The sequence below is a fragment of the Clostridium boliviensis genome (assembly GCF_033342255.1).
GTDB lineage: Bacteria > Bacillota > Clostridia > Lachnospirales > Lachnospiraceae > Lacrimispora > Lacrimispora boliviensis.
The window spans coordinates 1-16,017 of record NZ_JAWONS010000099.1; the positions used below are offsets into that span (position 1 = coordinate 1).

Annotated in this window: 10 protein-coding genes; 7 read left to right on the top strand and 3 right to left on the bottom strand. The window is 40.5% G+C overall.

The window, feature by feature from the left end; genetic code table 11:
- The first annotated feature begins 44 nt into the window (after positions 1-44).
- The 5 genes from RZO55_RS03775 to RZO55_RS03800 all read left to right on the top strand — a co-directional run bounded on the left by RZO55_RS03775 (position 45) and on the right by RZO55_RS03800 (position 3,920).
- On the top strand, positions 45-629 hold the full coding sequence (locus tag RZO55_RS03775) for a P-loop nucleotide/nucleoside kinase family protein (RefSeq protein WP_318062955.1): 585 nt from the start codon (positions 45-47) through the stop codon (positions 627-629).
- 340 nt (positions 630-969) lie between these two features.
- Positions 970-1,866 carry a metallophosphoesterase family protein gene (locus RZO55_RS03785; protein WP_318062956.1) on the top strand — a complete coding sequence of 299 codons (897 nt, stop codon included), beginning with the start codon at positions 970-972 and terminating at the stop codon, positions 1,864-1,866.
- 218 nt (positions 1,867-2,084) lie between these two features.
- On the top strand, positions 2,085-2,315 hold the full coding sequence (locus RZO55_RS03790) for a family 1 glycosylhydrolase (RefSeq protein ID WP_439100021.1): 231 nt from the start codon (positions 2,085-2,087) through the stop codon (positions 2,313-2,315).
- Positions 2,316-2,410: 95 nt separating this feature from the next.
- Positions 2,411-3,529: a BglG family transcription antiterminator gene (locus tag RZO55_RS03795; RefSeq protein WP_318062957.1), complete on the top strand. Its 1,119-nt coding sequence runs from the start codon at positions 2,411-2,413 to the stop codon at positions 3,527-3,529.
- 37 nt (positions 3,530-3,566) lie between these two features.
- Positions 3,567-3,920 carry a sulfatase/phosphatase domain-containing protein gene (locus tag RZO55_RS03800; protein ID WP_318062958.1) on the top strand — a complete coding sequence of 118 codons (354 nt, stop codon included), beginning with the start codon at positions 3,567-3,569 and terminating at the stop codon, positions 3,918-3,920.
- Positions 3,921-4,023: 103 nt separating this feature from the next.
- On the opposite strand, the gene RZO55_RS03805 is transcribed toward RZO55_RS03800, so the two are convergent.
- The 3 genes from RZO55_RS03805 to RZO55_RS03815 are packed head-to-tail and all read right to left on the bottom strand — an operon-like array spanning position 4,024 to position 6,610.
- Positions 4,024-4,593: an accessory gene regulator ArgB-like protein gene (locus tag RZO55_RS03805; RefSeq protein WP_318062960.1), complete on the bottom strand. Its 570-nt coding sequence runs from the start codon at positions 4,591-4,593 to the stop codon at positions 4,024-4,026.
- Positions 4,562-5,890, bottom strand: a complete 1,329-nt coding sequence (locus tag RZO55_RS03810) for a sensor histidine kinase (protein WP_318062961.1) — start codon at positions 5,888-5,890, stop codon at positions 4,562-4,564. The genes RZO55_RS03805 and RZO55_RS03810 overlap by 32 nt, the downstream gene beginning before the upstream one ends.
- Before the next feature lie 12 nt (positions 5,891-5,902).
- The gene (locus tag RZO55_RS03815; RefSeq protein ID WP_318062962.1) at positions 5,903-6,610 is read right to left on the bottom strand and encodes a LytR/AlgR family response regulator transcription factor; all 708 of its coding nucleotides are present in this window, start codon (positions 6,608-6,610) and stop codon (positions 5,903-5,905) included.
- Positions 6,611-6,674: 64 nt separating this feature from the next.
- Here RZO55_RS03815 and RZO55_RS03820 point away from each other — a divergent pair, with 64 nt between their 5' ends.
- Both RZO55_RS03820 and RZO55_RS03825 read left to right on the top strand, forming a co-directional pair.
- The gene (locus RZO55_RS03820; RefSeq protein ID WP_318062963.1) at positions 6,675-6,959 is read left to right on the top strand and encodes a cyclic lactone autoinducer peptide; all 285 of its coding nucleotides are present in this window, start codon (positions 6,675-6,677) and stop codon (positions 6,957-6,959) included.
- A gap of 130 nt (positions 6,960-7,089) precedes the next feature.
- Entirely contained in the window at positions 7,090-16,005 is an 8,916-nt protein-coding gene (locus tag RZO55_RS03825) for a non-ribosomal peptide synthetase (RefSeq protein WP_318062964.1), read from the top strand.
- The last annotated feature ends 12 nt before the right edge of the window (positions 16,006-16,017 follow it).

Consider the following 16,017-nt stretch of genomic DNA (forward strand, 5'->3'; position numbering starts at 1 on the left):
TAATAGGATTAAAAATGGACTTTATAATAGAAGAGAGGTAAATTATGAAAAGACTGATACTGGTAACATCTCCTCCTGCAAGCGGAAAAACATACGTATCAAAGCAGCTTGCCAAAAATTTAAAACATGTTGTTTATCTTGATAAAGATACATTGATTGTCTTATCGAAACAGATTTTTGTTGTTGCCGGTCAGGAATACAACAGAAGTTCTGATTTTTTTGAAGCCAATATACGGGATTATGAATATGCGGCTATTGTCGACCTTGCTATGGAAGCATTGGAATATGATGATATTGTGCTGATTAATGCTCCATTTACAAGAGAAATCAGAGATACGGGATATATGAATGCACTGCGGGAGAAGCTGATCAAGAAGAATACAGTTCTTACCGTAATCTGGGTTCAGACGGATGCAGCAGTATGCAGACAGAGAATGATTGACCGGAACAGTGATCGGGACCAATGGAAGCTTGATCATTGGGATGAATACATTGCAGGTGTTAATTTTGATATTCCAGAAGAATTAGACGATCCCGACTGCAAAGATGATCTGTTGATTTTTAAGAATTCATCAGAGACTGAATTTCAGAACTCCATGAAAGAAATACTGGATATAATTGAAAGCTAGTTCAGTATGTTGTGGAATGAAGAAACAGGCTGACCATCATGGCGTCAGCCTGCTTTTAATTTTTACTTTCCATTTCAGTTATATGCAGGCTATTCAAGAGATGCGTTTGATTATATCGTACTATATATCTTTCTCCTTGTGATATTATGCACAGCGGCAGTCACGCCAACATTTTCTAATGAATATCAAACCGGTTCCGATAGTATATTACGATGTACGAAATTGGAAGGATAAAACTGGCATTTTGCATTTGGGCCACAGTGTATGAAAACATCCATGCAGATGAGTATAAAACCTGAAATTAGTTAAATACTATAAAAAAAGGAAAACCGGAGCCCAAATGAAAGCAGATAAAAGACTTACAACCGCATTTAAGCATGCCGAGACCATAACGTTTGATAAAAATTCTAAATATATATTCTTCAGTGACTGTCACCGTGGTGATGACAGTGTCTCAGATGAATTTATCAGAAATCAAAACATCTTTTTACATGCATTAAACTACTATTATAAAGAGAACTATGTATATGTAGAGGTTGGAGATGGGGATGAATTGTGGGAGTATAAGAAATTCAGTGTCATACGGCTGGCCCATACCGATGTGTTTACAGTAATGAAGAAGTTTTATGATTCTGGGCGATTCATCTCACTGTATGGTAATCATAATATTTATCTGAAATCTAAACGTTTCGTAAAATCAAATTATTATCAATATTATGACGAATATAATCAAAAGACGGTGGATTTATTTAAAGGAATAAGACCAAAAGAGGCTCTGGTTCTCCGTTATAAAGACACGGGGCAGAAGATTTTTGTACTGCATGGACATCAGGGTGATTTTATGAATGACCAGCTGTGGTTTCTGTCCATGCTGCTGCTCCGGTATTTCTGGAGATATCTCCATCTTGTGGGGTTTGACAATCCAACAAGTCCTGCCCGTAATTTATTTAAACGTCATAAAATAGAACGAATCTATGATGAATGGATTCATAGGCATAAAGTTATGCTAATCTGCGGACATACGCACAGACCCAAATTTCCGAAATCAGATGAGCTTCCATATTTTAATACGGGCTGCTGTACCAGAACCAGGGGAATCTCCGGAATAGAAATAATAAATGGAGAAATACTGCTGGTGGACTGGAGAATAGCCGCAGATGAAGAGGGTGGTCTTAGAGTTCACCGCACCGTAGTAAGAGGACCGGAACCCATTGAAAAATATGATAGAAGGAAATAGTAATGCTCCCGTTTTTACCCTTATAGAAACGGTCAAAAATAGAAATGTCGTTTTGGGGAAATATACACAAAAAATACACATAATTTTAATTGGTTTTTACAGATTGACATAGTATTGTTTATTTATTATACTTAAGTCATCTTAAAAGGATTGTTACTCTTTGAGGCATTACCTGCTTATTTTGGTATGCTTTCAAGGAGTTTTTTTATGCAAATACGTTGAAGGGAGTTTCTCATTACGAACTACCGTATCATTTGATGGAGCAATATAATGGCTGGACAAACCGGAAATGCATTGATTTTTATCTGCATTATTGCAATACATTATTTACAGAATATAAAGATCTGGTAAAATACTGGCTTACTTTTAATGAAATTAATTGCCTGACAATGAGTGTTGGTGATATTTTTTCAGGAGGGTTTTTGTGTGAAGACGGACCTGCCCAGTAATGGCGTAAAGATTTACCGTAATGCATACGGAAAATAATCGGGTGGATCTTCATTCTGCCGATGTTATAATGAAGATAACGAAAGGAGGTGGCGGCTTGCTTAACAGGAGGCAGCAGCTTTTGTTCTCAAAGTTTACCAGCAATCAATACATTACAGCGGCTGAACTGGCCAGACAACTGGAACTTAGTGAAAAGACAGTCAGGACCAGAGTTAAGGAACTGGATAAAGAGCTTTTGCCATGTGGGGCACATGTCATATCCAAACAAGGATATGGATACAGGATTTCCATTACCGATGAGGTATTATATCAGAAACTCATAATGTCTGTGTCAGCAGACAAACAGGTGTTACCCACATCTTCACAGGAACGGATTTTGTATCTTCTTTCTTGCTTTCTTAACAGCAGGGACTATGTAAAACTGGATGATTTAAGTTCTTTTTTATTCATATCAAGGAATGTGCTGACTGGAGATTTAAAAAAGGCAGAGGAGATGTTATCCAAATACGGTGTCAGACTGGTGCGCAAACCTCATTATGGCATCAGGGCAGAAGGGACTGAATTTGATAAAAGGCTGTGTATCTCCAATTATCTGATGAAGCCGGATTTTATTTTGCAGGGGAACCGGCGCAGAAGTACGGATGAGATGAGGTCCATTGGAGATACGCTTCTTTCCTGCATCAGAGAGCATAGCATCAAATTGTCTGAGGTTTTATTTCAAAATCTGATCATTCATATATACATTGCAGCAAAACGTATGAAAGCCGGGCTTTATATGACTGCAAAGGAGACTGATTATTTTCAGACAAGCCTTGGCGAGAAAGAAATGGTCATTGCACAGAATCTTGCGAAAGGGCTGGAGTCCAGTCTGGGAATCGTTTTTTCAGAGCCTGAGATAAAATATCTGGCAATTCATCTGGCTGGAAAAAGAAGCATTGGGGAAGAAAACGGTGAAAGTCTTAAACTGGAAATTCCCAGGCGGCTTATGGATCTGATTACGGAATTGCTGCAATCGGTGTATGACAGTTTTAAAATAGACTTCAGACAGAACCAGGAGTTAATTCTGTCGCTTTCTCAGCACATGGTGCCTTTGGATATTAGAATCCGGTACGATATGGGAATCGATAATCCATTGCTGGAGGAAACAAAAAAGAATTATTTTCTGGCCTATGCCATTGCCAGGCAGGCATGTATTGTTCTTAATTCTCCCATATAAGCAGTTTGGAAAATCACTTCTGAATGCGGTAAGCGGCATGGAGTTTCATAAGGATGCGGTATTCTGCGAAGGTGGCAGGCTTCATGGGGAGGAGCACTGCATGGAAAAGGGACACGGTCCTTTATCTCCTTACTGGCCCAGACTTGATACACAGTGCAGTGAGGGGGCAGAGCATACAAAGGCAGTTATGATCAGGAGGGGGAATTTGAAATACGTCAGGCGTTTGTATGAGACAGATGAACTCTATGATCTTGAAAAAGATCCCATGGAGTTAAATAATGTAATCAATGATGGGAATTATAAGGAAGAAATCTTAAAACTGAAAGAGCGTATGCTTACCTTCTTTCTTGAAACAGGAGATTATGTGCCTGACCGTAAAGATATTCGATAGATCATGAGGGGAATGGAAAAAAACCATTCCCCTTTTCCCATACCAGTATTATGTCTCACGGAAAATTTCTTCAATCAGCGCCGGCTTTCCTTAATTCTGTTTTTCATCCCCTTTTGTTTTTCATTATGCCAAGAATCAGCATAACTGCCGAGACCAAAAGAGACAGAGTAATATTGTTTGCGATTGGTACCAGCCCTGTTACAAGAAAAAGTAGTGTCAGCGCAGAAAGAACAGACAGGACAACCCGGGACCTGTGTCTGTAGACCATCTGTTCCGTCTCGTCGAGAGGTTTGTTTTCGTCCTCAACAGGTGCAAGAATAAAGATGACAGCACCTGAAAAAAGAAGAACAAGAATGCAGACGATGCTGCTCCACGGAAACCACTTTAACATACTCAGAACAATTACAATCAGAAGCAGGGAAAAGAGGTAGCAGTTTCGCTGGGTGCGCGCATGATAACCGCCCGCCATTGGACGTATCAGCCCGTAGGAGAGAATGAATACAAGACTCTGCCACAGCATACCAAACAGCAGACCGATTAAAAACACACTGGCATAATTGAAAATATAGATACCGCCCTGCCAGAATCCGTAAGCATATAAATCCCGGTCCTCTCTGTCTATGATTTTCCAGTCTATTAATTTATCCGTTAGTGCATTTGCTAAATGTTCCATGATAACCTCCCCAATTATTTAAATTCATGTACATCAGAACCTTAACCTGAAAACCTTTTTCATCATGGGATACCTGCATGGCACCGTCGTATTTCTGAATGGCCTTCTGTACACTTTTCAGCCCTAACCCATGGTTTTTTTCATCCTTTTTCCGGGTTATATAGTGATCCTCTACTTTCTTAGCCAAACCGTTAAAGGAGTTGTTTATGACGATGATAAGGCGGCCTTTGGTGTATTTTATTCTAATATGAATCCAGCGTTCCCCTGTTTGGGCAACTGCTTCCAGAGCGTTATCCAATAAGTTTCCAAGGATAACAGCCATATCAAACGTTTCCACTGATAAGTCTTCCGGAATCAGGATATCCGCCTTAATTTGTATGTTCTTTTTTTCAGCCTGCTGTAATTTGAAATTAATAATACTGTCAATGGTGCTGTTTCCTGATACAGCATATTCTTTTGTTATTTGGCACATGTCGGTTAATTCGGATAGCCGTTCGGTTAATTCATTTATTTTCCCGGATTTTGCCAGTTCACATAAAGGGGATAGCTTATTTTTAAAATCATGGCGGAGCATTCTCATATTTTTTAAGGCTGACTCCATCATCGCCACCTGATTTTCATAATAACGATTCTGTTCTTCTATAATTCTTCTGTTCATCTGCGCAACTAATAAGTCAGATATTTTATCGTAAAGATAGAATGTAACAATATTTATGGCGAACGCACTCGCCATACAAATAAAAATAATGGTGCGGGATCTGGAATTGTTTGTGAAAATGGTAAGAAGCATGATAATGGTCCCATATGGAACGGTGATTAAGCTTAACCAGTACACATTGGGGAGAGGATATTTAGTTTTCACATTCTTAAATCCCTGCACAAGCAGCACATAAGAAAAGGATAGTATATTTAGCGCAACAATCCCAAAGCCCGATTTATACTGAAAGGGTATCAGAAGATTCAGCTCCAGAATGCTGGTTAAAAACGCCACAAGTGTCTCGATCATCATCAATGAAAAATAAATAATGGTCGTAGAGAGGAGGGCTTTACTGGTTTTACCTTCATACAAAAGAGCTGTTAAAAAGAGTGTTATCAGATTGACCGTTAAATTTGCCAATGGAATTTTTAAATAAATATATGTAAGTGTGATCACCACAAAATAGCCGAAATAAGCCAGACGTTCCAACTTAAAATTCACTCTGCAGTCTGAGTAAAAAATATGCATATATTTGTAAATGACAAAAGTCATAAACAGATTGCCCAGGCAGTAGACCGCATTGTAGCTTTCCATATTCATAAAGTTTCCCCCTTATTCTTCGCTGATCTGCAGTTTGCGGAACTCATGACGCTTTGATCTGCTGATCGGAAGTACCGTACCATTTGACATAACTACTTCTGTATAACGCAAAATCGCAATATGGTTATAATTGATCAGATAGGACCGGTGTATCTGAACAAATTGATATTTTGTAACACTTAAGGCTGTGTCCTCCAGTTTCCCGTAAAAAAAATCTTCTCCGGTTGTAAATACAATCCTGTTTTCCCGGTTTAAGCTTTCAAAATATATGATTTCACTAATTGGTATCTTGTGCGTATCATATCCTTTTTGGTAGGTGAAATAACCGCCCAGCCTCTGGGTTCGTTCTAAAGCCAGTTTTAAATCTTCTATGACCGTGAGAGGATTGATGGGCTTGGGAATAAAATGGAGCGGCTGAATATCAAATAATTGTCTGTCATAGGCGTCTTTGCCTGAAATATACACAATTTCAGTGTTATAATTTTTCAGGACTTTTCTTATCTGCCTGCCTGCTTCCACACCATTCATGCAGCCCAGTTCAATATCAAGGAAAATCAGGTCAAACGACTTTTCCTGGTCAAACGATTTTAGCAGACTTTCACCGCTGTTGAAGATGCTTAAATCAATCTTCAAGAAATTTCTGGCAGCATAATCCAATATGATGTGTTCCACCTGAGAGCATATCACATTGTCATCATCACATATAGCAATATCAATCATAGTAACTCCTTTCCGTTAGATATTGGTAACAAAATTGTCGATTACAATCTTATTATAGCAAAATATGTCATTTTTGCTACATTTAATTTATCGTTACATTTCACATCAATCGAAAGTACCATTCACTACATTAAGTTACTTTATAGTAAATTATTTGATAAAATACACATTGAAAGTAGAAAACAATAGAAAGGAGGCGAAAATCATAGAACTTTTATTTTTTAAACTGGTAAAAATAATCGCGAGTCTTGCGCTGAGTTTTACATCTTTAAATATGAATTTAGCATGCATGTTGTTTATTCATCAGCCCAAGCTTCCGGACAATGCTAAAAAGCTGCGCCGTTTTTAAGTGAAGAGAGGTCTAAAGCTGGTAACACAGCCATGATTGCCAGGCCGCCGAAGGAAACCAGGCAGTGACAGCAGCCTGTTCCAATAATTTTATGGGGACAGACTGCTTTTTTTTATGAGGGGAGAAATTTATGAGTACAAATGAGATTACAACAGAATACAGATTAAGTTCTTATCAGAGAGATATATGGTTAGAGCAGTGCATGCATCCGGGAAAACCGATTTATAATCTTGGCGGTTATATCAGGATTAAAGGGAACATTGATACCAAAATATTTAGAAATGCCATGCAGCAAATCATCAATCAGAATGATACTCTGAGAACACGTCTTATGGACCGGGCAGGAGAAGCGTATCTGACCATACTGCCTGAACTGGAGTATAAAGCTCCATATCTTGATTTTTCAATGAAAGAAACCCCGGCTGATTTTTGTGTGAATTGGATTAAACGTGAATTTTTAAAACCATTTAATCCCAACGATTATTTTTTTCAATTTTGTTTATTGAAAAGTGATGAAAATGAATATTATATTTTTTTAAAAGTGTATCATATGATCATTGACGGCTGGGGCTTTGCATTATTATACAGCCAGATGGTTGATACCTACAATGAACTGTCAAACGGAAATATGGAAGTAAAGGCAGTTGCCTATTCCTATACCGATTTTATCGCCGAGGATCAGGAATATAGAAACTCCCCGGCCTACTTAAAGGACATTGAATTTTGGAAGAATAAATACCGTACGATTCCGGAACCTTTGTTAAGTAAAGGAATTGGAAATGATTGTGAAAATGACAGCACCATTTGGAGTGACAGGTGCACTTTAAAAATAAAAAAATTGCAATATAACAGAATGCTGGAGTTTTGCAAAGAGGAAAACAGCTCCGCATTTCATTATTTATTAGGGATTTTATATCTCTATTTCAGCAAGGTCTGCAATCAGAAAGATATGGTGATTGGTGTCCCTGTTTTTAACCGGAGCAATGCCAAATATAAACAGACCATGGGACATTTTGCAAATGTAATACCGCTGAGAATAAACCCGGAGACGGATATGAGCTTTAAAGAGCTTATGAAAATAATCAGGCATGGCCTTTTTGAATGTTACCGCCATAAAAGAACGAACTTTGGTGACATCAGCCGTGCGGTTTTTGAAGAGGTAAGTGAGAAAGGTAATCTATTTGATATATCCCTTTCTTTTGAAGAACAGGAAATCAGGAAACAATTTGTTACTGCGGATGAATGCCAGAATATAACAATGTCGCATCAACATGAAAGGAATGCTCTTATGCTTCTGATCTGGGGACATGAGGGGGAAGCAGATGTATGCGTTAATTTTGATTACCGGCTTGATGTGTTTGAAAAGTTTATACCCATTAAAGACTTCATTGCCCATTTTGAATATTTATTCACGCAGGCAATGGAAAATGGCGATACTCCCATATCTGCAATAGATGTAATACCGGAGGCAGAAAGGCGAATGCTGCTTCATGATTTTAATCAGACAGTGATGGAATATCCAAAAGATCAGACTATCCACGGTTTGTTTGAGGAGCAGGCGAAACAAAGGCCGGATCATACGGCACTTGTTTATGAAGATAAGAAACTGACTTACAAGGAATTAAATGAGAAAGCGAATAAGCTGGCTCATACACTGCGAAGGCAGGGGGTTAAACCGGACAGTATTGTTGCAGTTATGACGGAACGTTCCTTAGACATGATAACGGGCATATTCGGAACGCTCAAAGCGGGAGGTGCCTATCTGCCCATAGATCCCGGTTATCCGCAGGACAGGATTGAATATATGCTTGAGGACAGCGGGGCGGAGGTTGTGCTGACTCAAAAGCATCTAAAGGACAGAATAAACTATAACGGTCATATTATCTGTCTGGATGATGCAGATGCTTATATGAAAGAAGATACCAACCCAGAGCCTGTAAATAAATCAGATGATCTGGCGTATATCATCTATACATCTGGCTCAACCGGAAAACCAAAAGGGGTTATGGTAGAACATCACGGTATTTTAAATCTCCAGAATTATTTTAAAGAAGGCTGGGGAGTAGATGGATCAGACCGGATGCTGCAGTTTGCCAGCAGTTCCTTTGATGCTTCCGTATGGGAAACTTTTACCATTTTGCTGGGCGGAGGAACCTTATATCTTATTTCCAGAGATGTAATTAATAATCTGGATAATTTCAAGGATTTTATCAATGAAAATGAAATCACCATTACATTGCTTCCTCCTGCATACCTGTCAGGCATTGAGCCGGGAAGCTTGCCGTCATTAAAGAAACTGGTAACTGGCGGATCGGCTATTACAAAGGAACTGGTTGCAAAATGGAAGGACAAGGCTGCTTATATGAATGCCTATGGTCCCACCGAATACAGTGTAATTGCGACTACATGGAAATTCAGAAATGAGGAGACAGGATATGATTCAGTACCCATTGGAAAGCCTGTGTCCAATACAAGAATCTATATACTGGATAAGGAACAGAAGCTTTTGCCGGTGGGAGTGGCCGGAGAAATGTGCGTATCAGGTGCCGGCATTGCCAGAGGCTATTTAAACCGCCGGTCTCTGACTGCAGAAAAGTTTGTGGATAATCCCTATGAAGCCGGAGAGAAGATGTACCGGACAGGAGATCTTGCCCGCTGGCTGCCGGATGGAAATGTGGAATATTTAGGTAGAATCGATGATCAGGTAAAGATCCGGGGATTTCGGATCGAGCTTGGGGAGATTGAAGCAAACTTACATAAGTATCCGCTGATCCGTGATGTGGCAGTGATTGCAAGAGAGGACAAAAAGAAAGAAAAGTATCTCTTAGCGTATTATACGGCAGAGTGCCCGCTTAAAGCAGATGAACTGCGGGAGCATCTTTTAAAGGAGCTTCCGGATTATATGGTGCCGTCTTACTTTACACAGTTAGAGCATATGCCTTTGAATCAAAGCGGAAAAATTGATAAGAAGGTCCTTCCTGAGCCAGATACAGGTATGAGTGCTGCAGTGGAATATGTGGCGCCGAGAAACAAAACAGAAGAGATCATAGCTCGGGTTTGGGAAAAGGTGCTTGAACTTGAACGGGTGGGAATCAAAGACAATTTTTTCAATCTGGGCGGAGATTCCATTAAAGCAATACAGGTATTATCCAAACTGAACAGTTATCAGCTAAAGCTTGAACTAAAGGATATTTTTGAACATCCGTTTATCGGAGAGCTGAGCGCTTATATTAAAACCGGGGAACGTACTGCTTTACAGGGAACTGTAAAAGGAGAAGTAATTCTTACTCCGATCCAAAGCTGGTTTTTTGAGCAGTGTTCTGAGTATAAAAATCACTTCAACCAGTCAGTTATGCTGTACCGGAAAGAGGGATTCGACGAAGGTGCTCTGAGAAATGTACTTGACCGCCTGGTGGAACACCATGATGCGCTGCGGATTGTAATGAGGCAGAAGGCCGGGCGGATTGCTTTGCTTAACCGGGGGCTGGAAGGAAATCTTTATTCACTGACAGTAAAGGATTTTACAAGTGTGCAGTTTGACAAGAAAGCAGTGGAAGAAGAAGCCGGAATTCTTCAGTCCTCTATGAATTTAAAACAGGGTCCTCTGGTAAATGCAGGTCTGTTTAAGACAAAAGAGGGAGACTATCTGTTCCTTGCAATCCATCATCTGGTGGTTGACGGGATCTCTTGGAGAATTCTCTTTGAGGATATCACAGCAGGATACCGGCAGGCGGTTAACGGTGAAGAGATTAAATTCCAGGCAAAAACAGATTCCTTTAAGGAATGGTCGGAAAAGCTTTATGAGTATGCCGACAGTGAGGAGCTTCAAAAGGAAATTCCGTACTGGAGTGGGCTGGAACAGATCGAGGTGAAGTCCCTTCCAAAGGAACATACTGTCAGCAGCAGACACTATAAAGATTGTGACCAGGTTTTCATGGAGCTTGATGAGATCCGCACTTCCCGTCTGATCAGGGAAGTAAACAAGGCGTACAATACCGAAATTAATGATATTCTTCTGGCAGCGCTGGGGGAGACGATTTCAGAGTGGACTGGAGAGGATAAAGTTCTCATTAATTTAGAAGGACATGGCCGTGAAGAAATTGTCCCGGATATTGATATCAGCAGAACCGTAGGATGGTTTACCACACAGTATCCTGTAATTTTAAATATGAAAGGAAACGGAGCCTTATCCTCCAGGATAAAATCTGTGAAAGAAATCCTGCGTACCATTCCAGGAAAAGGAATTGGTTATGGTATTTTAAAATATCAGACAATTCTTCCGGATGAAGAAATGCTTAAGTTTAATTTAAATCCGGAGATCAGTTTCAACTATCTGGGTCAATTTGACCAGGATATAGACAGCGGTTTATTTACGTTATCGAATATCTCCGCAGGTAACACTATTTCACCAGAGATGGAGCTGCCATATTGTCTTGATATTTATGGAGGAATTAATAACGGAAAGCTGCAGCTTAATTTTACCTATCACATTGGCGAATATGAAAAGACCACAATAAACCAGATTGCTGAGAATTTTAAACGCTGTCTGATACGGATGATTGAGCACTGCGTATCTCAGGATTATACCGAACTGACACCTGGTGATTTAAGCTCCGCAAAGATCACGGATCAGGAAGTGGAGGCGGTGTACCGTGTGATGGAAGCATCAAAACAAAATATCAGGGACATTTATCCCCTGACGCCGATGCAGACCGGAATGCTGTATCATTTCCTCAGGGAAAAAGATTCCAATGCTTATTTTGAGCAGGCTGTAATCACATTAAAGGGCAATGTTGATAAAGATGTATTTCAGCGGGCATTTTGGCAGGTGATTTTAAGACATGATATTCTAAGAACCGCCTTTATCTATGAACAGACAGATAAGCCGGTCCAGGTGGTTTTAACAGACAGACCTGCAAAAATGGACTATAAGGATATTTCACTTTTATTGGAAGAACAAAAGAAATATTATTTGGAAGAATGCATGACTGACGACAGAAAGAAGGGATTTGACTTAACCCACGAGCCGCTGGTCCGGATCATGCTGATTAAAGTGAGTGAGGGAATTTACCATGTAATCTGGAGCTTTCATCATATCATCATGGACGGCTGGTGTCTGCCTATTGTATTTAAGGAGCTTCTGGAATCTTATAAAGCGTTTCGGGACGGCAGTTCCCCCCAGTTAGGAAGGATATACCCATACAGCCAGTATATACAATGGCTGGAAAACAGAGATGACCAGGAAGCATCGGATTATTGGGCTCAGTATCTCATGGAATATGAACAGACTGAACAGCTGTCCAGAATGAAAGCCATAACTGCCGGGCAGGGTTATCTTCAGGAGGAATACGATTTTACAATAAATGAAGAAATGAAAGCAAGGCTTGAAAAAACAGCAAGAGATAGCACTGCTACCTTAAGTACGCTGATGCAGGCAGTATGGGGAATCTTACTGCAAAGGTACAGCAATACCCGGGATGTGGTGTTTGGATCAGTGGTTTCAGGCAGACCGGCCGAGGTGGAGGGGGTTGAACGAATGGTAGGGCTCTTTATCAATACCATTCCAGTCAGAGTCCGGGCAGAAAAAGGTGAAAGCTTTTCCTCTCTTATTGCAAAACAGCAAAGAGCGGCGTTGGAGTCTGAGAAACACAGTTATTATCCGCTTGCGGAAATTCAGTCCAGATTATCCTGCAAAGGGGAACTGGTTCAAAATCTTATGGCTTTTGAAAATTATCCCATGGAGGAAGCTGTTAAGGGAGACGATAACGATAAGGATGATATCACCGTACTTTCAGCAAAGGTATCGGAGCAGACGAATTTTGATTTAAATATTATTATCATGCCCGGGAAGGATCTGCAAATCAAATTCCGATACAACAGCCTGGCTTATAACAAAAGCTTTCTCGCCCGAATCGCTGAACAGATGAAAGCTATAATCAGTGAAATTGTAAAGCACCCGGATATGGCCATTGAAGAGATTGATGTAGTGCCGGAAGCTGAAAGGCGTATGCTGCTTCATGATTTTAATCAGACAGTAGTGGAATATTTAAAAGATCAGACTATCCACGGTTTATTTGAGGAGCAGGCAGATCAAAGACCGGATCATGCGGCACTTGTTTTTGAAGATAAAAAACTGACCTACAGGGAGTTGAATGAGAAAGCAAACAGGCTGGCTCATGCACTGATAAGGCAGGGAGTGAAGCCGGACACCATTGTTGCTGTAATGACAGAACGTTCCTTGGATATGGTAACAGGCATATTTGGAATACTCAAAGCGGGAGGTGCCTACCTGCCCATAGATCCCGGTTATCCACAGGACAGGATTAAATATATGCTGGAGGACAGCCAGGCAGGTATTGTGCTCACTCAAAAGCATCTGAAAGACAGAATTAAGTATAACGGTATTGTGATCTGCCTGGATGATGATGAGGCTTATCTGGATGAGAAGGCAAATCCGGAGCCTGTAAATAAACCGGATGATCTGGCGTATATCATCTATACGTCAGGCTCTACCGGAAAACCGAAAGGTGTCATGGTAGAACATCACGGAATTTTAAATCTCCAGAATTATTTCAAGAAAAGCTGGGGAGTGGGAGAATCAGACCGGATGCTTCAGTTTGCCAGCAGTTCCTTTGATGCTTCCGTGTGGGAGACTTTCACGATACTGCTGGGCGGGGGAACTCTGTATCTGATTTCCAGGGATGTGATTAATAATCTGGATGATTTCAAGGGTTTTATCAATGAAAATGAAATCACTATTACCCTTCTGCCGCCTGCATACCTGTCAGGCATTGAGCCGGGAAGTCTGCCGTCATTAAAGAAACTGGTAACGGGTGGGTCAGCTATTACAAAGGAGTTGGTAGAAAAGTGGAAGGACAAGGCTGATTATATGAATGCCTACGGTCCAACCGAATACAGTGTCATTGCAACCGCATGGAAATACCAGAGCGGGGAAATGGGATTTGATTCAGTACCTATCGGGAAGCCTGTCTCCAATACAAGGATCTACATACTGGATAAAGAACAGAAGCTTTTACCGATAGGAGCGGCGGGGGAGATGTGCGTATCAGGTGACGGCATTGCCAGAGGCTATTTAAACCGCCGGTCTCTGACTGAAGAAAAGTTTATTGATAACCCGTATGAATCCGGTGAGAAGTTGTACCGGACAGGAGATCTTGCCCGGTGGCTGCCGGATGGAAATGTGGAATATTTAGGAAGAACCGATGATCAGGTAAAGATCCGGGGATTTCGGATCGAGCTTGGAGAGATTGAAGCAAACTTACATAAATATCCCCTGATTCATGATGTGGCAGTGATTGCCAGAGAGGATCAAAAGAAAGAGAAATATCTGACTGCATATTATACGGCAAAAGATGAAGTAGATGTGGAAGAACTGAAAAAACATCTTTTAAGGGAACTGCCGGACTACATGGTACCAGCCTTCTTTATGAAGATGGAGCTTATGCCAATGACGCAAAGCGGCAAGATAGACAAAAAAGCACTGCCGGAGCCGGAAATGCATGGAAATTGCGGGGCAGAATTTATTGGTCCAAGAAGCGATGCGGATAAAAAAATCCAGGAAGTGTGGCAGGATACTCTGGGAATTGAAACAATCGGAATCGATGACAATTTCTTTATGATGGGCGGAAATTCCATCAAGGCGATCCAGGCAGTATCAAGGCTGGCGTCGGAATTCGAAATTGGAATTAACGACATTTTCCAATATCCTACAATACGGAGTCTGTCGGATCAGATAAAATACTCCAAAGACAGGCTGAAGACAGCGATTGAAGCACTTAAAGAATCAGCGGTCACCAGAATGGAAGGAAGGGGAGCCAGTGATGGAAGAATTCTTAAAAGCCTGAAAGAATACCATAAAAGAAATCAGAAGTATAAAGAAGTAGATATTTCAGAAAAGGCAGGCTACCACAATATTTTAGTAGCAGGAGGAACCGGTTATCTTGGTATACAGATTGTACATCAGCTGCTAAAGAACACTGACTATAAGATTTACACAGCTGTCAGGGGAAAGGATGACAGTGAGGCAAAGGAACGGCTGTATGCAAAGCTGCAATTCCACTTTGGAGATGAAATCTGCGGACGGCGAACACTGGAAGACAGATTATACGTATTTAGCGGAGATTTAACAAAGGATTATTTTGGGCTTGGCAAAGAACGTTATGAAAGCCTGGCAAATCAAATTGATGCAGTCATAAACTCAGCGGCAAATGTTAAGCATTTTGGAAATTATTCAGAGTTTTACGCAATTAATGTGGAAGGAAATAAAAGGCTCATTGAATTTGCTGGTACAGGAAAGAAAAAGGTGTATAACTTCATATCAACGACAAGTGTGGGAAGCGGATTAATAGAAGATCAGTCAAGCATGGTTTTTACCGAGTATGACTGTGATGTAGATCAAAATTCCGACAACTATTATGTAATGACAAAGCTGGAAGCTGAGAAGCAGATCGTCAGGGCGAGAGAAAATGGTATTGAATGCAATGTTTTCAGGGTAGGAAATCTGGTTTTTGATTCAGAGTCCGGTATTTTTCAGGAAAATATTCAGGATAATGCGTTCTATACCATGGTGAAATCCATGATAAAGCTAGGATATGTCCCTGCGATTACTGATAAAACCCTGGACTTTTCCTTTGTAGATCAGGTGGCAAAAGCAGTTGTACTGCTGTTTGACAGGAAGAATTTAAAAAATGAGACGTACCATTTATTTAACAGCCATCGGATCAATATGATTTCCTTTGCCCGTTTCTTAAATCAGGCAGGAGTGGAAGTGGAGCCGATGCCCGTGGACAAGTTCACCTCATATATTCTGAAAAAATACGATGATAATGAGGCGAAACAGGAAGTATCCAGAATACTTGTCCATTCCAATATATTCTTTGAAGGAGCCAGCAAAACATTATTCCTGATAAAGAACAGAAAGACTGACGGTATCTTAAAAGCGCTGGGATTTGAGTGGCAAAAGCTTGACAGCAGCAGAGTAAAGCTCATGATTGAACACTGCAGAAATGTAGGGTTTATGCAATAAAAATACGCTGGA

What these genes read in the sequence shown, in the direction of transcription:
- RZO55_RS03800 (WP_318062958.1), top strand. Translation starts at nt 3,567, where the DNA reads ATGGAGTTTCATAAGGATGCGGTATTCTGCGAAGGTGGCAGGCTTCAT.
- RZO55_RS03825 (WP_318062964.1), top strand. Translation starts at nt 7,090, where the DNA reads ATGAGTACAAATGAGATTACAACAGAATACAGATTAAGTTCTTATCAG.
- RZO55_RS03820 (WP_318062963.1), top strand. Translation starts at nt 6,675, where the DNA reads ATGTCATTTTTGCTACATTTAATTTATCGTTACATTTCACATCAATCG.
- RZO55_RS03805 (WP_318062960.1), bottom strand. Translation starts at nt 4,593, where the DNA reads ATGGAACATTTAGCAAATGCACTAACGGATAAATTAATAGACTGGAAA.
- RZO55_RS03815 (WP_318062962.1), bottom strand. Translation starts at nt 6,610, where the DNA reads ATGATTGATATTGCTATATGTGATGATGACAATGTGATATGCTCTCAG.
- RZO55_RS03810 (WP_318062961.1), bottom strand. Translation starts at nt 5,890, where the DNA reads ATGAATATGGAAAGCTACAATGCGGTCTACTGCCTGGGCAATCTGTTT.
- RZO55_RS03775 (WP_318062955.1), top strand. Translation starts at nt 45, where the DNA reads ATGAAAAGACTGATACTGGTAACATCTCCTCCTGCAAGCGGAAAAACA.
- RZO55_RS03785 (WP_318062956.1), top strand. Translation starts at nt 970, where the DNA reads ATGAAAGCAGATAAAAGACTTACAACCGCATTTAAGCATGCCGAGACC.